We start from the raw sequence: 16,987 nt of genomic DNA on the forward strand, positions 1-16,987 counted from the left end.
GACATGAGTAAAACGTGGAGATCAATGTTACGCCGCGTGCGTGGAGAAGAGCACCTTTTGCTGCGCCAGTAATTCCCGCGCGGCAACTGCATAGAAACTGCCATTTGTACTTACTCTCTTCCCTTACTGACCGCGCGCCATCAAGCCGCGATCCTCCCTCACATTAGGCCGTTCGAAGAGGACCCCAACATTGAGCCAACGCACCGTTGGAATGCCGGAATTTAATGAATTGATCGATATGGCGCGGTTGCTCGTGAACTTGTGGGAAGCCGCGCAACGGCTGCCTGAAGGATCAGAGCGCCGGGAAGCATTCAGACAGATCAGTGGCTTCCAGAGGCGGGTGGCGGCATTGGTTACACGCGCCCTTTAAGCTTTCAGAGATGTGATAAGGTGGCGCGAAGCGCCGGATGCCGACAACGGCACCGTCGCCGACCGCGCGGGTGCTCGCGGCCGCCGGCGGGCCGCGCGCTCGTTCCACTGGTTCGCGTCAGCGCCAATGGCGGCGATGATGACGATGGCCCCAATAGTGACGATGTCCCGCTCGTCGCCAGCCATAGCTCGTGTAGGGATTACCGGGCCCATAATTCTGGCAATTTGCGTTCGGATAAAACTGGGCGCACCTCCCCGGATTGGGAATCACGTGCTGCGCCGATGCCGGATTGGCAGGAATGGATAAGAGTAACAAGGCAACGGCACCAACTAAAAGCGTTGGTTTCGCCATGGCGGCCTCGCTTGTCTCTAGACTGCGACACCAACGGCGCCAAATCCCAAGGGTTCCGATTTGAACCCATTGAAGCCCGACCTACGCGAGCAGATTGCGCCTGGCACACCCACGGCCCGTCAACGAAACCTTAACGAAACAATTCCCTAACGCCACGAAACCATTTTGGCGATTTCGTGCAAATGTCCTGAAACGGTTCATCTGTAGGAGTTTCCCCAACGACGCGCCGAACTGGTGCGAGCAACAGGGGGACGATCATGTCCAATTTATCGATACCGAGCCGCTTCGCGGCCGCCGCTTTTGGCGCGCTGGCGATTGGCGCCACCGCATTTTCCACGCCCGCCACTGCGGCTCCGCTGCCGCTGTTTCCGTTTTTCCTGCCGCAGATCGAAGCGGCCCCGCCACCGGTTGCGGCTGCGCCAGAGGAGGAAGAGCGCTTCGAACTGCCGGCACGTCTGCGCCGCCAGGTCGTGAACTACTACACCCGCGAGGCGCCGGGCACGATCATCATCGATACGCCCAACACCTATCTCTACCTCGTGCTCGGCAACGGCCAGGCGATGCGCTACGGCATCGGCATCGGCCGCGACGGCTTCACCTGGTCGGGCACCCAGACGATCACCCGCAAGGCCGAATGGCCGGCCTGGACCCCGCCCCCGCAAATGATCGCCCGGCAGCCCTATTTGCCGCGGCACATGACCGGCGGCCCGGGTAATCCGCTCGGCGCGCGCGCGATGTATCTCGGCGGCACCATCTATCGCATCCACGGCACCAACGATCCCTCGACGATCGGCACCCGCGTTTCCTCAGGCTGCCTCCGCCTCACCAACGAAGACGTCATTGATCTATATTCGCGGGTCAGCGTCGGAACCAAGGTGATCGTGCTGCCGATGACGGATCGCCGCGCCGATCTCAGCCGGACCATCCGCTGAGGCATTAGCTTTTCTTAATGCGAGAACGGCCCTGGCGCTCGCCGGGGCCGTTTTGCATTGATCTGACGTCGTGACAATGTGCAGTGGCGTCCCCCTCGCCACCCCTGTAAAACGTTGTGGGGCGATTTATTGGGGTCAGGGGGACGATGCGTCTGCCGATGCGGGTCAAGACCATTGCGATCGCGCTTTCGGTCCTCGTCATCTCGTTTGTGGTCAGCCTGAAGGTGATCGACTTCGTCGCGCCTCGCGCCACGAACAGCGCGCCCGTGCTCGCCGAATTGCCGCCGCTGCCGCCGGCGGCGCGCGCATCCACGGTAATGGCGCCCATTGCGGTTGCGCTGTCGGCGATCCGCGATGCCGCCGATCGCGGCGCGCCGCGCAATTTCGCCGGCAAGGCCGACAATCCGATATCGCAGATCCTGCAGAACGCCGACATCGGCTGGACTGCCTCGCGCGGGCCGATCGTAGCTACCGGCGCGCAGAACGTGCTGTCGCTGGCAACGCCGTTGACGGGCACACTGAATGTAACCGGCTCGCTGTCGGCGAAGGCGACGGGTGCGGTTGGCGAAGCACTCGGAAGCCTGCTCGGCGGCAACGTCTCCAAGCAGATCGGCAGCGTGAACATCAAGAACCTCAACGCCAGTGCCGAGATCAAGGGCAACGTCGTCATATCAGCGCGACCACAGATCGCCGCGAACTGGCGCATCGAGCCTAATCTCGCAGCGCAGGTCAATCTCGGCGACACCAGCCTCAGCGTGGCGGGCGCGCGCGTCAACGTGCCAGCGCAGGTGAAGCCGTTGATCGACCAGAATGTCGCCGAGCAAATCGCGCTGGTGCAGGCGCGCATGCGCAACGATCCGACTTTCGAACGGAACGCGCAGGCGCAGTGGGCCAAGGCCTGCCGTTCGATTCCGCTGCAGGGCACGGCAGCCGGTTCGACGATGCCGGCGCTGTGGCTGGAATTGCGCCCCACCCGGGCGGTTGCCGCGCAGCCGCGCGTCGATGCTTCGAACCTGACACTGATGCTCGGCATCGAGGCGGAAACCAGGATCACACCGGGCGAAACCAAGCCCTCCTGCCCGTTCCCCGCTACGATCGCGATGGTGCCACCGACGCCGGGACGGGTCGCGATCGGCGTACCCATCGACATGCCGTTCACCGAGATCAACAAGATCGTGGAGGCGCAGTTCGCCGGGAAGACTTTTCCTGAAGACGGGTCGGGCGCGGTCGACGTCACCGTCAAGCGCGCCAGCGTGGCCGCTTCCGGCAACCGCCTGCTGATCTCGCTTCTGGTCAGCGCCAGGGAAAGGAAGAGCTTCTTGGGCCTCGGCGGCGAGGCCAACGTGCATATCTGGGGCAAGCCGGTGCTCGATCAGGCCGAGCAGACGCTGCGGCTGACCGACATCGAACTCGCCGTCGAGTCAGAGGCTGCCTTCGGGCTGTTGGGCGCCGCGGCACGCGCGGCGATCCCGCATCTGCAGAAGACGCTGGCGGAGAAGGCTGTCATCGACCTCAAGCCGTTCGCCGGCAACGCGCAGAAGAAGATTGCAGCAGCGATCGCCGATCTTCAGAAGAACGAGGACGGTCTGCGCGTCTCCGCCGAGATCAGCAAGCTGCGGCTCGCCGGCATCGCCTTCGATTCCAAAACGCTGCGCGTGATCGCGGAAGCTGAAGGCGCCATCAATGTCCACGTCAGCGCGCTGCCGGCGCTGTGACGTTGCAGATCGTAGGGTGGGCAAAGCGCGCCGTGCCCACCATCGCCAGCACAGTCTTGGATGGTGGGCACGGCGCAAGCGCCTTTGCCCACCCTACGAAACCGCTACGAAACTGCCGACTACGACCCCTCGAACTTGAATGAGACTTTCAGCTTGGCGCGGTAGGCTTCGACCTTGCCTTGTGCATCAAGCTGCAAGTCAAGCTGGACCACTTCGGCAACACGAAGATCCCGCAGGGTTTCTCCGGCGCGGCTGACCGCGCCGGCGGCGGCCTTCTCCCAGGATTCGGTGCTGGTGCCGATCAGCTCGATGACCTTGTAGACGCTGTCCGCCATGTCGTCCTCCCGTTGACGCAGGATCCATGCAAGGCAGGAGGCAGATGCTCCTGCCGCGATACAACCTATCATCGGAAAATACGGGCAGATAGGCTGCGGTGCAGCATTGCGCGAACGGGCATTTGCAAAATCAAATGGCCGGGCGGCATCACGCCGTCCGGCCATTTTGAGGAAGCCTAGTAGGCCTGGTGTTGAGACCGCGGCCTCATTCGGTCGAGTACTTGAACTCCGGCATCGCCTTGAGCTGATCCTTCGTCGCGCTGAACACGGCGTGATCGGGATACCACGGATTCTTCTTCGCCGCGGCAGGCGCCGTCGCAGCACCCGTCGTGGTGCCTCCGCCTGCGCCTGTGCGTGCCCCACCGGTCGCGGGCGCGCTCGCGGTAGTAGAGGCAATCGGCTCATCAACGAACTTCACCTTGTCGATGGGCACCGCAACCAGGTGCTCGCCGACACCGAGAAAGCCGCCGACGCCGATCACCGCGGCTTTGATGTCGCCGCTCTTGTCGGTCAGGAGATCGTTGATCGAGCCGAGGCTTTCGTTGCTATCGTTGTACACGTTCAGGCCGACCAGCTTCGAAGCCCGCCAGGTACCCTTGAACGACGAGGTATCGGTTGCAGCCGCAGGTGCGGCGGTCTTGGCGCTGTCAGTCGTTGCCGAAGGACTTTGCTGCGCAAACGCTACACTCGCCAGCAACGCGGACGCCGCGAGGCCGGCAACGGCAGTTTTCGTTAACATATCCGTTCTCCTCAGTTCAGAAACGCTCTGAGGAAAACCCGGCACTTCAACAAGTGTTCCACGCGTTTTCGCATGAAACAGGCCGTGCGACACGGCATCAGAAGCCGCCCCAGTACGGCGGCATGCGGTAGTAGCGATGCAGCTCGGCTTCCTTTTCGCGATCGCCCCAGTCGAAATCCTTGTCCGCACGGAATGACGGCGCGCGCCTCAACTCTTCATCGTCGATGTCGAGTTCGTAGGCTTCGAACTTCGTGTTGTAGCGAAGCCGTCCCCAGGGCAGCGGCAGCAGATTGGCTCCGATGCCCAGAAACCCGCCGAAACTCAGGATTGCATACGATACTTTACCAGTGACCTTGTCGATCATCAGCCGTTCGATGTGGCCGATCATGTCCCCGTTCGGCCGGCGCACCGCGGTCCCCTCGACGCGGTCGCTCGCGATCAACTGATGCGGCTTGGCCATGACATCGCTTGCCATTGGACCCTCCACACGTGGATGAAGGGATCAACGTGGCAGCGCGCGGCTGGTTCCGCTCTGCGACAAACAGCCTGCCCTATTCGGAATTTCCGAAATGCCCCGACGTGGCCGCCGGCCCAAGTATGGCGGCGGCGCCGGCAATGATGCTGCAGCGTCGAATGAAGCCTGCGCGTGTCAGGCCGCGAGCGCGTCGGGGTCGGCTTCCTCGTAGATTGCGATCGCCTCGAAGCGATAGTCGCAGGCGCGGCAGAACCAAAGGAAGGATGTGCGGCCCGGACTGCTCTCCACCCAATCCGGTCTCGCGATCGGCTTGCCGCACTGGGCACAGGGATTTCCGCGAGGCAGATAGCTGGAGTCGAGTCGAGCCATGGCGCATCTCCCTAGATTTCGGACGTCGTAACGGCGTCTCGCTTTTTAAATGTCGTTGAATGGACAGGTTTGCTGTCGGAATGAATTGGTTTTTGTCCCGACGTCTTCTTTACACCTTGACTGCGTCTTTTGCACGACATTCCTTGCGCGTCCGCATGACGCAGATTCGCGTCGCTCGATGCGATGCATCGCACCCACAACGTAAGCGTCACGCTGGACATGTTCGTTACACTTGCATGAGCCGCGAACATCTCGCCGTGATGTCGTCGGTTTTTCGCCACATCTTGGCCCGCCGGTGGAACTAATCGAAAGCGCCCACTCGTTCACGCGTCCATCCGCCGAGATCATTTTATGAAAAGTTTTCCGAAGTTTGTCTGGCTCGCCGCCGCGGCCGTGCTGCTGCTTTCGCCCGACGCAATGGCGCAAAGCCGCGCGCAATATCAAAGCATGGTCGCCGCCCACGCCGCCGCCAACAACGTGCCGGAAGCGCTGGTTCATCGGGTGATCGTGCGCGAGAGCAAGTATCATCCGAACCTGGTCGGGCGCGGCGGCACCATCGGGTTGATGCAGATCAAGCTGCCGACTGCACGCGGACTCGGCTACACCGGCGACGCCGCGGGCTTGCGCGATCCCGACACCAATCTCGCCTGGGGCATCAAATACCTCGCCGGCGCCTATCGCGCCGCGGGCGGCGATCACAGCCGCGCCGTACGTTATTATGCGAGCGGCTATTATTACGCCGCAAAGCGCCAGCGGCAGGAAAAGCCGCTGCAGATCGCGCCTGTGCTGGCGAGCGGTGCGACGCCGAAAATCGTCGCCGCGCCTGTTGGAATGCCGGCTGACGCGAACGCGCTGCAGGCGGCAAAATAGCTAACCCCGACAGCAAACCTCGTGTCCCGGGCGCGGAGCCGCGCGTTTGCGCTGCTCGCAGAACCGGGACCCAATACTAGCCGCCCTAGGCCCCGGCTCAGCAGCGCACCGCTAAAAGGCGCTGCGCTGCGTCCGAGGCACGGCAGCATTGCAAGTTCCTGCAAAGCCGCGTTGACACCTCCGCCCAACCGCCTACATTAGGCCTGTTCCGAGGGGTGCTCCGACGAGGAGCTGAGATACCGCAAGCTTGGGCAGTTCTACTTCTTCAAAGTAGAGGCCTGGGACCGCGGTGACCCTTTGAACCTGATCCGGGTCATGCCGGCGAAGGGACAGGGATGTACCAGAAGTCAGATCTGTGGGGGGATTCCCCCGTCTCCATCATCGGCGCGGGCATTGCCGGCGCCTGGCAGGCCTTGCTGTTCGCACAGGCCGGCCACGCCGTCACTCTGTACGAGCGCAGTGACGCCGATATGACGCTTTCCACCAGCCACTGGGCCGGCGGCATGCTGGCGCCCTATTGCGAGGCAGAGACGTCCGAGCCCGTGATCGGCCGGCTCGGTTTTCGCTCGCTGGATTTGTGGCGCGAGCTCTTTCCGAACACCCCGTTCAAGGGATCGCTGGTGGTGGCGCATCCGCGCGACCGCGCCGATTTCGAGCGGTTTGCCAAGCTCACCACCGGCCATGTCAGGCTCAACGCAAGCGGCGTCGGCGAACTCGAACCCTCGCTGGACGGCCGTTTTCGCGATGGTCTGTTCTATGCCGAGGAGGGCCATGTCGAGCCGCGCAAGGTGCTGCCCGAGCTGCACGCGCGCATCACGGCGGCCGGCGGCACGATCAAGTTCGATTGCGACATCAGTGCGGAAGATCTCGACGGCATCGTGATCGACTGCCGCGGGCTTTCCGCGCGCGACGAGCAGCCGGAATTGCGCGGCGTCAAGGGCGAGATGATCATCATCGAGACGAGCGAAGTCGAGCTGTCGCGCCCGGTGCGTCTGATCCATCCGCGCTGGCCGCTCTATGTCATCCCGCGCGGCGACAGCAAATTCATGCTGGGCGCGACCTCGATCGAGGCCGAGGACACCGGCGTCAGCGTGCGCTCGGCGCTGGAGTTGCTCGGCGCGACCTATGCCGTGCATCCGGCTTTTGCCGAAGCGCGCATCGTCGAGTTCGGCTCGGGCTTGCGCCCCGCCTTCCCCGACAACCTGCCGCGGATCACGGTTCGCAAGAACAAGATCGCGGTCAACGGCCTTTACCGCCACGGTTTTCTGGTGGCGCCGGCGCTGGCCGAGCTGACGCTCGCCTATGTGCAGCGCGGCCAGATCGACAATGAGGTGATGCGATGCGTGTGACCATCAACGGCGAACAGCGCGAGATCGCTTCGGAGCGCGTCGACGCGCTGCTCTCGGAGCTCGAATACGAGGGCACGCATTTCGCGATCGCCGTGAATTACGACGTGCTGCCGAAAAGCCGCTGGGCTGAGACCGCACTGAAGGCCGGCGACGAAATCGAGATCATCACGCCACGGCAGGGAGGGTGAGGATGGGTAACTGCGCGCCTCAAACTCCGCTGTCATCACCCGGCTTGACCGGGCGACCCAGTACGCCGCGGCCTATCGGGTTGATCACAGCCGTCCCGGCGTACTGGATCCCCGCCTTCGCGGGGATGACGAGTGGTGGTGTGGGGATGACATGCGCGAGCTTTCTCCTCCCGTCGTCCCTGCGAACGCAGGGACCCATAACCACCGGCGGTCGTGTTGACGAAAGATCTCTGCCACCGCGCCAGCATGAGAGACCACGCGGTATGGGTCCCTGCGTTCGCAGGGACGACGAATTGAAAGTTGCGACATCATGCTGAACTTCTACGGAAAAACCTTCTCCTCTCGACTGCTGATCGGCACGGCGCTCTATTCTTCGCCGGCGATCATGCAGGAGGCGATCCGCGCCTCTGGCGCCAACATCGTCACGGTGTCGCTGCGGCGTGAGGCTGCCGGCGGCAAGACGGGCGATGCATTCTGGTCGCTGATCCGCGAGCTCGATGTCACCGTGCTGCCGAACACCGCCGGCTGCCGCAGTGTGCGCGAGGCGGTGACCACGGCAAAGCTGGCGCGCGAACTGTTCGGTACACCCTGGATCAAGCTCGAAGTGATCGCCGACAACGACACGCTGCAGCCCGACGTGGTCGGCCTGGTCGAAGCGGCCGGAATCCTGATCAAGGACGGCTTTGAGGTGTTCCCCTATTGCACCGAGGATCTTTCGGTGGCCATGCGGCTGGTCGAAACGGGGTGCAAGGTCGTGATGCCCTGGGCCGCGCCGATCGGCAGCGCCAAGGGCATCACCAACCGCGATGCGCTAAAACTGATGCGCGAGCGCCTGCCTGACGTGACGCTGGTGGTCGATGCCGGTATCGGCGCCCCGTCGCATGCCGCCCATGCCCTCGAACTCGGCTACGACGCCGTGCTGCTCAACACGGCGGTAGCAAAAGCTGCCGATCCCGTCGCGATGGCGCAGGCGTTTCGATCAGGCGTCGAAGCCGGCCGCACCGCCTATGAAGCCGGCCTGATGGAAGCCCGCGACTTCGCCTCGCCCTCCACCCCTGTGATCGGGACCCCGTTCTGGCATGCCGTATCCTGATCGATTTTACCCCGTGGTCGACAGCGTCGCCTGGGTGGCGCGTCTGGCGCTGCTCGGCGCCGGCACCATCCAGTTGCGCGCCAAGAATCTCGACGACGCCGGGGCGCTGCAGATCGTGACCGACGCGCTGGAGGTCATCGAGGGCACCGACGCCAAACTCGTCGTCAACGATTATTGGCGCGCAGCAATCGTCGCCGGCGCAAAGCACCTGCATCTCGGGCAGGAAGATCTGATCGACGCCGACCTCAACGAAATCCGCAAAGCAGGGCTGACGCTCGGCATCTCCACCCACGACGACGAGGAGTTGGCGACCGCGCTTGCCGCCAAACCGGACTACATCGCGCTCGGCCCGATCTTCCCGACCACGCTGAAATCGATGCGTTTTGCGCCGCAGGGCATTCCAAAAATCACCGAATGGAAAAAGCGCATCGGCAACATCCCGCTGGTCGCGATCGGCGGCATCAAGTTCGAGCAGTCAGCCGAAATCTACGCCGCCGGTGCCGACTCGATCGCCGTCGTCAGCGACGTCACGCAGAACACCGACCCCGACGCGCGGGTGCGGCAGTGGCTGGGCCAGAGCGCGGAGGCCGCGTGATGAATTTGCGAGAAACCACAGACGTCATTGCTAGCGAAGCGAAGCAATCCACCTCTCCGCACGGGGACAGAATGAATTGCTTCGTCGCTTCGCTCCTCGCAATGACGGAAGAGATTTCCACCGGCGTCATTCCGGGGCGCGCGCAAGCGCGAACCCGGAATCTCGCTCAATAACCTCGAGGTTCCGGATCGGTCCGCTTCGCGACCCGTCCGGAACGACGCCATAAAACGGAGGATTCCATGAACATTCGCTCCAACCCCAACACCACGCTTCCCGCCGTCACCACCGGGCCCCTGCCCTCGTCGCGAAAAATTTTTTCAACGCCGGATGCCGCGCCCGACCTGCGCGTGCCCTTGCGCGAAATCATCCTCTCCGAAGCCGCGGGTGAACCGAATCTGCCGGTCTACGACACCTCCGGCCCCTATACCGATCCGTCCGTGACCATCGACGTCAACGCCGGTCTCCCGCGCAACCGCCTCGCCTGGGTGAAGGAGCGCGGCGGGGTCGAGGAATATGAGGGCCGCGAGATCAAGCCGGAAGATAACGGTAATGTCGGCGCTTCGCACGCCGCAAAGGCCTTCACCGCGCATCACAAGCCGATCCGCGGCCTCGACGGGCACAAGATCACGCAGCTCGAATTCGCCCGCGCCGGCATCATCACCAAGGAGATGATCTACGTCGCCGAGCGCGAAAACCTCGGCCGCAAAAAGCAGCTCGAGCGCGCGGAAGCCGCGTTGGCCGACGGCGAAAGTTTTGGCGCTGAGGTCCCCGCCTTCATCACGCCGGAGTTCGTGCGTTCCGAGATCGCGCGCGGCCGCGCCATCATCCCATCCAACATCAACCACGCCGAACTCGAGCCGATGATCATCGGCCGCAACTTCCTGACCAAGATCAACGCCAATATCGGCAACTCCGCTGTCACCTCCTCGGTGGAAGAGGAAGTCGACAAGATGGTGTGGGCGATCCGCTGGGGGGCCGACACCGTGATGGACCTCTCCACGGGGCGCAACATCCACACGACGCGGGAATGGATCTTGCGCAACTCGCCGGTGCCGATCGGCACCGTGCCGATCTATCAGGCGCTGGAGAAGTGCGAAGGCGATCCCGTCAAGTTGACCTGGGAGCTCTACAAGGACACGCTGATCGAGCAGTGCGAACAGGGCGTCGACTATTTTACGATCCACGCCGGCGTCCGCCTGCCCTACATCCACCTCACCGCCAACCGCGTCACCGGCATCGTGTCGCGCGGCGGCTCGATCATGGCGAAGTGGTGCCTGGCGCACCACAAGGAAAGCTTCCTCTACACGCATTTCGACGAGATCTGCGACCTCATGCGCAAGTATGACGTCTCGTTCTCGCTCGGCGACGGCCTGCGTCCCGGCTCGATCGCCGACGCCAACGACCGCGCCCAATTTGCCGAACTCGAAACGCTCGGCGAATTGACAAAAATCGCGTGGGACAAGGGCTGCCAGGTGATGATCGAAGGACCCGGCCACGTGCCGATGCACAAGATCAAGATCAACATGGACAAGCAGCTCAAGGAATGCGGCGAAGCCCCGTTCTATACCTTGGGCCCGCTGACCACCGACATTGCGCCGGGCTACGACCACATCACCTCAGGCATCGGCGCCGCTATGATCGGCTGGTTCGGCTGCGCCATGCTCTGCTACGTCACGCCGAAGGAGCATCTGGGTCTCCCCGACCGCAACGACGTCAAGACCGGCGTCATCACCTATAAAATCGCCGCCCACGCCTCTGACCTGGCCAAGGGACACCCGGCCGCCCAGCTCCGCGACGACGCGCTCTCCCGCGCCCGTTTCGACTTCCGCTGGACCGACCAGTTCAACCTCGGCCTCGATCCTGATACGGCAAAGAGCTTCCACGACGAGACGCTGCCGAAGGAAGCCCACAAGGTCGCCCATTTCTGCTCGATGTGCGGGCCGAAGTTTTGCTCGATGAAGATCACGCAGGACGTGCGGGATTACGCAGCGACGCTGAACGACCCGGCGAGCGTGGGGATGTCGGTGAGTGGGACGATTGAGGATGGAATGAAGCAGATGTCGGAGAAGTTCAAGGAGATGGGCTCAAACGTGTATCTCGATGCGGAGAAGGTGAAGGAGAGCAATCGGCTGCTGTGAGGACTGCGCACGCATCCAGGCCGCAATGACCGATAGTCTGACCGGTGTCTGGGACGGCACCTATGTTCAGCGGCAGATCGGAATGGTCACGTTTCTGGCGACGCTCATCGAATCCGGTGGCGCGCTCGGAGGAAACGTGACCGAACCCTGCACAGTGCCCCGCTGCCCGATTGGCACCCACAACGCTTCAATTGCGGGTCATCGATCCGGCAGCGCCGTCTCGTTCATCAAACGTTACGAGCCGCCCGGCCACGGCTATAACACCGTCTCTTATGAGGGAGTCGTCAATGCCGAGGCGACGGAAATCGACGGACGCTGGAAGGTGCCGGGCACGACGGACTCCGGGACATTTCTGATGGTCCGGTCGAGCAGGCCTGCGGAACCAGTTGTGGCCGAAGAACGGACCAAGGAGCTGGCGCGGTAGCGAGTGGCAAGCGTAGCCCGGATGAGCGCAGCGACATCCGGAGCCGCCCGCATATCATTCCTACAAAGTTTTCACGAACTCGGCCCTACTCGCGAGCTCCGATTCATGCGCTTCGAAATCCTACCAGGTTTGCCGCCGTATGGCCCGATGGCCATCTCTTTCACCAGGAACGGCGCGCGCGAACATCGCGAAGGGCTGGTGGTGCGCTTCTATCCCAGGGCATCTGAACCGTGGGTGGGTAACTTCATCGGAGGCGAGACCGCCTGCAATGTTGTTCTTAATCACCCCGACGAAACCTGCGTCATTGTCGTGGCGCAGGGTGAGGCTTGTTTCGTCGATCCGGAGAGCCGTACCGTCATCGATTGCATGGCGGTGGATATCGAACAGGTTATTTCGATTCGATTGCTCGGCTCCGTCGTATTCCAGTGTTCGAGCGATTTCATTGCGATAGGAGCCGGCAACTCCGGATGGCATAGCCCGCGCATTTCCTGGGACGGTTTTCACAACATCGAGGTGCACGAAACCGAGCTTGTAGGCGAGGCATACACTCCGGTCGCCGACGCCTGGGTGCCGTTCAGACTCGACCTTTGACGGGGCACTGCGCTGACGGGATATACGAGAAGGAAATGAGCCGCGCAGTGCTTGTGTCACGCGGCTGGAGCAACGACTGATCATCGCTCAATCGACAGGCGCGGCCCGGATGAGCGAAGCGATATCCAGGGTTTTTAAACCGCCCGCATATCGCTATGCTCCTGCGGGCTACTTGCTGCTGAGGCAGATGGATTAGTTTTGTCACCTCTCATAGGGACAGATACCATGCCGAGAACGCTTCGAGAGATGGCGCTCACAGCCGATCTCGTGGCTCGCGCCACGCGCTTGGTCGAGGATGCAGGCCCCAGTCCCGGCGCGGTGTACATGACTGATGAAGATTACGACGTGGCCATAGGCAACGTTCTCGCACAAGCTCCAGTTGGTGATGTCTGGCTCTTTGGTTATGGTTCGCTTCTCTGGAAGCCGGCATGTGAATTTACCGAAAGCCGGATAGCCACAGTTCGCGGATGGCATCGAGCGTTTTGCTTTCGGGTGGCCCGCTTTCGGGGCACCCGAGATAGGCCGGGATTGATGCTCGCACTTGATCGCGGCGGCAGGTGCAAAGGTATGGTCTTTAAGCTCCCTCCGGCGCAGATCTCGGCGAGCCTAAATGTCCTGTTTCGCCGCGAAATGGTGGTCAAGCCAGCGGTGAACGTACCGCGTTGGATGACCGTTGAAACAGATGAAGGTCTGATCCGGGCTCTCGGAATGGCGGTAAACCGTCAAAGCCCCCACTACGCCGGGAAGTTGCAGTTAGATGAGGCCGCTGACATTTTGGCATCAGCTGCGGGACACTGGGGCTCCTGCGCGGAGTACCTCAGAGAAACGGTATTCCGATTGGAGGAATTGGGCATTCACGACGAATCGTTATGGCAACTCCAGGCGCTGGTGGCGGAAAGGCTGCAATCCTCACTTCGCTGCCAGACATCGAAGTGAGACACCACCGAACCGATTCCTGATTACTTAATCGCTTCTGCAGCAAGCGTAGCCGGATGAGTGCCTATTAACCTTCCGTTAACCATTCGGGCCCACGCTTCCCTTCGGCAGGGGGTTGTGATTCCTGATGTTTCTGCTCCGCGTTTCGGAGCAAGCGTCGATCGGGAGGTGTTGATGCCCCGGGAGCATGATGATTTTTGCCTTGGCGCGGACTGTGTCCTCGTCCCCGAGATTCCGCTATCGGATTCTCAGACACCCTCACCCCACGAGATTGTGCCGATGCTGGTCGGCTCGACGGTCGAGGCGATCGAGCGCGAGCTCGTGCTGCAGACGCTGGCGCGCTGTCACGGCAATCGCACCCACGCCGCGCGCCTGCTCGGACTTTCGGTGCGCACGATGCGAAACAAGATCCGGCAGTACGCGACTGATGGGGCCGACGTACCCGAACATGGCTAGAGTGCGGCGGCGCAATCCACGCTATCTGACACTTGAACCGGAAATCGCCGCAACGTCATGCGACGCGTGCGCGACGACCTGTCCGCCGTGCCTACCATCACGAGCGCGGCGTGAGTTGGTGGGCACGGCGCTTTGCGCCTTTGCCCCCTGCGGGCCGCGGACTGATTTGCCTGCCGCACAAGCGCGATTTCGTGCTGCGGCCTGCGACCAATTGGCACGACGGGCAAATCACTTCTGATTTTCCGAAATAATGTCAAGCCCGGGAATCAAAAATGTTCCGCTTAACACGAGGGGCAAATCAGCCGCATAATTCCGCCCGTCTCACCCATTGAGGGGCGCTCGCGATCGTCACGAACGTGCGGTGAGATGTGATGGACGTGGAATGCGCAAGACGTAGGCGCAGGAAGCGTACGGCGAAGTCGTGTGGTATGGGCGCCGCGGTGCTGGCGCTAAGCTGCGTGAAACTATTTGCGCAGCGACGGAGGCAAAAGAGCCGTTCTCCGGGGAGAGCACGAAGTAAGCCGTAAAGCCATTGCGCAGGGAAGGCCGGGATGCTCCCGCTGTACCTGTATGCTCGTGTGCGCGTTCCTTATGCGCACCTGCACACGAGATCGCGGGTGCAGCAAGCACCCGGTCTTCCCTGCGCCCTCTATTTCAAGAGGGACAACAGAAGATGCAAGCCTCGGGCGCAATGCGCCGCGAGAATGCAGATGCGCACCCTCGTCGCTGTTTGAAAAATTGATTGGAAACGCGCCCCACGTCGTTCCTGCGAACGCAGGGACCCATAACCACGAATGCAAATTGTGACGCGGAGCTGGAGCCGCTATCCCGCCGACAACCGCGAGCAGTGGCTATGGGTCCACGCGCCGAGTGCGCGATTGCGCACGGAGGCAGGGACGACGGGGAAACGCCGGCAATCCGGCGTCATGATGTGCCGATCGGAAATCCAAATGTCAGGGAAGAGCTGCGCTTTTTCGTTTAATCGTTCTACTTCAGATAGAATGACTTATTTTCGACGCAGGAAGAGCCAAGAGAAGAGCTGAGATCGCGGTATCCGCCAACGAGATAAGAACACGGCAGGGAAGGATAAAAGTGGGTGAACTTCTGGGCTCTATCGTTTTTTCTTTGATCGTAATCGTTCTAATCGCCGGCGCATGGACCTGGATTTCGACGCTGTTCAGGAAAGGCGTCATGACGCTGCTCGGCTTCGATCGGGTCTGGGTGCAGCAGTTCGAAACCGTGCTGCTCTACCGGAACGGGCGTTTTGAAAAGGCCCTGATGCCCGGCCGGCACCGGATCCGCGCCGGCAGCCGCCAATTGGCGCGGATCGATTTGCGCCCCGAGGTGTTTCGGTTCACGCAAGGTGCGGTGTCCGCCGACCGCTTTGCGGTCAACCTCGTCTATGTCGTCCGGACGAAAATCGTCGATCCCAGGGCCGCTTTCGAAAGCACCCAGAACTACCGGGACGAAATATTCATCCGCCTGCAATCGGTCGCGAAAGCGGTGTGCAGCCGAAAGTCCCGTCTGGAAATTCAGATGGATCACCAGAGTTTTGGCAACAGCGCCCAGAAGGCCGCCAGCCAGGTGCTTCGCTCGATCGGTTGCGAATGCCTGACTTTCGAGCTGCTGCAGGTAGATTCCACCGCACCCGTCGCGGAGCTGGACAATCGACGCATGGGATCTGCGGCGCGCCACAGCATGATGAAGGAAGCCTGAACCACTGTGATCCGGCGCCCGTAGAGAGATTGCCTATGCTGCGCCGATGCCGATTGCGAAACAATTATCCTACGCCGGCGCGCAAACGCTACGGCTCGACACCGGTGCGGCCGGTACCGTGCGCAGCTCGTCTGCGCAAGCCGAATGGCTCTGGCATTGCCAAACTGCCCGTAATGCCCAACTCTTCTTTATCATCATCCATCCGGACATCTCCGACATGAGCCAGACCAAACTGTTCGAGCCCTTCAAGCTTGGGCCGATTACGCTCCCCAACCGCCTCGTGATGGCGCCGCTGACCCGCAACCGCGCGGTACCGCCCGGGATGGTGCCGAGCCCGCTCGCGATCGACTATTACGGCCAGCGCGCCTCCGCCGGATTGCTCATCACCGAAGCGAGCCAGGTTTCGCAGCAGGGCCAGGGCTATCAGGACACGCCCGGCATCTATTCGAAGGAGCAGGTCGAAGGCTGGCGCAAGGTCACCGACCGCGTGCACGAAAAAAGCGGGCGCATCTTCATCCAGATCTGGCATGTCGGCCGCATCTCGCACACCACGCTGCAGCCCGGCGGCGGCAAGCCGGTCGCGCCGTCGGCGATCCGCGCCAAGGGCAAGACATTTGTGGGCGGCACTTTCACCGAAATCTCCGAGCCGCGCGCGCTGGAGCTATCGGAAATTCCGGATATCATCGACGACTTCAAGCGCGGCACCGAGAATGCGCTGGCCGCCGGTTTTGACGGCGTCGAGATCCACGGCGCCAACGGCTACCTGCTCGACCAGTTCGCCAAGGACGGCACCAACAAGCGCACGGATGCTTACGGCGGAGGAATCGAAAACCGCGCAAAGCTGATGCTGGAAGTGTCGCAGGCGGTGGCCGTGATTGCCGGCCCCGAGTGCACCGGCATCCGCATCTCGCCGGTAACGCCGGCCAACGATGTGTCCGATTCTAATCCGCAGCCGCTGTTCGATCATATCGTGGATGGGCTCAGCGCGCTGAAGCTGAGCTACATCCATGTCATCGAAGGCGCGACCGGCGGCCCGCGCGATATCGCGCCGTTCGATTACGCGTCCTTGCGCAAGCGCTTCAGCGGCACCTATGTCGCCAACAACGGCTACGATTTCGACCTCGCGACCAAAGTGCTCGAAGCCGGCGCCGCCGACCTGATCGCATTCGGCAAGCCGTTCATCTCGAATCCCGACCTGGTCGAGCGGCTGAAGAAGGGCGCGCCGCTGAATGAGTGGGACAAGGCGACGTTCTACGGCGGCGGGGCGAAGGGATACACGGATTATCCGACGTTGGCAGCGGCGCAGGCGGCGGAGTGAGGCACAGTGCGCTCCCTCTCCCCGCTC

At 62.2% G+C, this 16,987-nt stretch carries 19 protein-coding genes and 1 riboswitch; of the genes, 15 read left to right on the forward strand and 4 right to left on the reverse strand.

Annotated elements, in window-relative coordinates; all coding sequences use genetic code 11:
• Window positions 1-190 precede the first annotated feature (190 nt).
• The 3 genes from KJQ96_RS17425 (at window position 191) to KJQ96_RS17435 (ending at window position 3,368) form a co-directional block, all read left to right on the forward strand.
• Complete coding sequence (locus KJQ96_RS17425; RefSeq protein WP_213287814.1) at window positions 191-370, forward strand: hypothetical protein; 180 nt, start codon at window positions 191-193, stop codon at window positions 368-370.
• Between the two features lie 608 nt (window positions 371-978).
• A complete protein-coding gene (locus tag KJQ96_RS17430) occupies window positions 979-1,653 on the forward strand; it encodes a L,D-transpeptidase (protein ID WP_213287815.1) in 675 nt (224 codons plus the stop codon).
• A 146-nt stretch (window positions 1,654-1,799) separates the two neighbouring features.
• Window positions 1,800-3,368, forward strand: a complete 1,569-nt coding sequence (locus KJQ96_RS17435) for a DUF4403 family protein (RefSeq protein WP_213287816.1) — start codon at window positions 1,800-1,802, stop codon at window positions 3,366-3,368.
• Window positions 3,369-3,487: 119 nt separating this feature from the next.
• On the opposite strand, the gene KJQ96_RS17440 is transcribed toward KJQ96_RS17435, so the two are convergent.
• The 4 genes from KJQ96_RS17440 to KJQ96_RS17455 form a co-directional block, all read right to left on the reverse strand.
• A complete protein-coding gene (locus KJQ96_RS17440) occupies window positions 3,488-3,703 on the reverse strand; it encodes a dodecin family protein (RefSeq protein ID WP_028349572.1) in 216 nt (71 codons plus the stop codon).
• 205 nt (window positions 3,704-3,908) lie between these two features.
• Window positions 3,909-4,442 carry a PRC-barrel domain-containing protein gene (locus KJQ96_RS17445; protein WP_213287817.1) on the reverse strand — a complete coding sequence of 178 codons (534 nt, stop codon included), beginning with the start codon at window positions 4,440-4,442 and terminating at the stop codon, window positions 3,909-3,911.
• 97 nt (window positions 4,443-4,539) lie between these two features.
• Window positions 4,540-4,917 (reverse strand): PRC-barrel domain-containing protein, encoded by a 378-nt coding sequence (locus KJQ96_RS17450; protein WP_213287818.1) that lies wholly within the window; start codon window positions 4,915-4,917, stop codon window positions 4,540-4,542.
• A 174-nt stretch (window positions 4,918-5,091) separates the two neighbouring features.
• Window positions 5,092-5,286: a hypothetical protein gene (locus tag KJQ96_RS17455; protein ID WP_108515614.1), complete on the reverse strand. Its 195-nt coding sequence runs from the start codon at window positions 5,284-5,286 to the stop codon at window positions 5,092-5,094.
• A gap of 351 nt (window positions 5,287-5,637) precedes the next feature.
• On the opposite strand from KJQ96_RS17455, the gene KJQ96_RS17460 reads away from it, so the two are divergent.
• The 12 genes from KJQ96_RS17460 (at window position 5,638) to KJQ96_RS17515 (ending at window position 16,960) form a co-directional block, all read left to right on the forward strand.
• On the forward strand, window positions 5,638-6,156 hold the full coding sequence (locus tag KJQ96_RS17460) for a lytic transglycosylase domain-containing protein (protein WP_213287819.1): 519 nt from the start codon (window positions 5,638-5,640) through the stop codon (window positions 6,154-6,156).
• A gap of 201 nt (window positions 6,157-6,357) precedes the next feature.
• A riboswitch (TPP riboswitch) is annotated at window positions 6,358-6,504 on the forward strand.
• The gene (locus tag KJQ96_RS17465; RefSeq protein ID WP_213287820.1) at window positions 6,492-7,505 is read left to right on the forward strand and encodes an FAD-dependent oxidoreductase; all 1,014 of its coding nucleotides are present in this window, start codon (window positions 6,492-6,494) and stop codon (window positions 7,503-7,505) included. It overlaps the preceding riboswitch by 13 nt.
• A complete protein-coding gene (thiS, locus tag KJQ96_RS17470) occupies window positions 7,496-7,693 on the forward strand; it encodes a sulfur carrier protein ThiS (RefSeq protein WP_028349567.1) in 198 nt (65 codons plus the stop codon). Before KJQ96_RS17465 ends, thiS begins: the two co-directional genes overlap by 10 nt.
• A 310-nt stretch (window positions 7,694-8,003) precedes the next feature.
• Window positions 8,004-8,786: a thiazole synthase gene (locus KJQ96_RS17475; RefSeq protein WP_213287821.1), complete on the forward strand. Its 783-nt coding sequence runs from the start codon at window positions 8,004-8,006 to the stop codon at window positions 8,784-8,786.
• Window positions 8,773-9,381 carry a thiamine phosphate synthase gene (locus KJQ96_RS17480; RefSeq protein ID WP_213287822.1) on the forward strand — a complete coding sequence of 203 codons (609 nt, stop codon included), beginning with the start codon at window positions 8,773-8,775 and terminating at the stop codon, window positions 9,379-9,381. The genes KJQ96_RS17475 and KJQ96_RS17480 overlap by 14 nt, the downstream gene beginning before the upstream one ends.
• Window positions 9,382-9,620: 239 nt before the next feature.
• Entirely contained in the window at window positions 9,621-11,519 is a 1,899-nt protein-coding gene (thiC, locus tag KJQ96_RS17485; RefSeq protein ID WP_213287823.1) for a phosphomethylpyrimidine synthase ThiC, read from the forward strand.
• Window positions 11,520-11,544: 25 nt separating this feature from the next.
• Complete coding sequence (locus tag KJQ96_RS17490; protein ID WP_213287824.1) at window positions 11,545-11,943, forward strand: hypothetical protein; 399 nt, start codon at window positions 11,545-11,547, stop codon at window positions 11,941-11,943.
• A gap of 105 nt (window positions 11,944-12,048) precedes the next feature.
• Window positions 12,049-12,534: a hypothetical protein gene (locus KJQ96_RS17495; protein ID WP_213287825.1), complete on the forward strand. Its 486-nt coding sequence runs from the start codon at window positions 12,049-12,051 to the stop codon at window positions 12,532-12,534.
• A gap of 225 nt (window positions 12,535-12,759) precedes the next feature.
• Entirely contained in the window at window positions 12,760-13,470 is a 711-nt protein-coding gene (locus KJQ96_RS17500) for a gamma-glutamylcyclotransferase (protein WP_213287826.1), read from the forward strand.
• A gap of 174 nt (window positions 13,471-13,644) precedes the next feature.
• Entirely contained in the window at window positions 13,645-13,926 is a 282-nt protein-coding gene (locus KJQ96_RS17505; RefSeq protein ID WP_213287827.1) for a helix-turn-helix domain-containing protein, read from the forward strand.
• A gap of 1,092 nt (window positions 13,927-15,018) precedes the next feature.
• Window positions 15,019-15,642: an SPFH domain-containing protein gene (locus KJQ96_RS17510; RefSeq protein ID WP_213287828.1), complete on the forward strand. Its 624-nt coding sequence runs from the start codon at window positions 15,019-15,021 to the stop codon at window positions 15,640-15,642.
• 217 nt (window positions 15,643-15,859) lie between these two features.
• A complete protein-coding gene (locus KJQ96_RS17515) occupies window positions 15,860-16,960 on the forward strand; it encodes an alkene reductase (RefSeq protein ID WP_213287913.1) in 1,101 nt (366 codons plus the stop codon).
• The last annotated feature ends 27 nt before the right edge of the window (window positions 16,961-16,987 follow it).

Origin of the sequence: Bradyrhizobium sp. sGM-13, from assembly GCF_018398875.1 — a bacterium.
Taxonomy (GTDB): Bacteria; Pseudomonadota; Alphaproteobacteria; order Rhizobiales; family Xanthobacteraceae; genus Bradyrhizobium.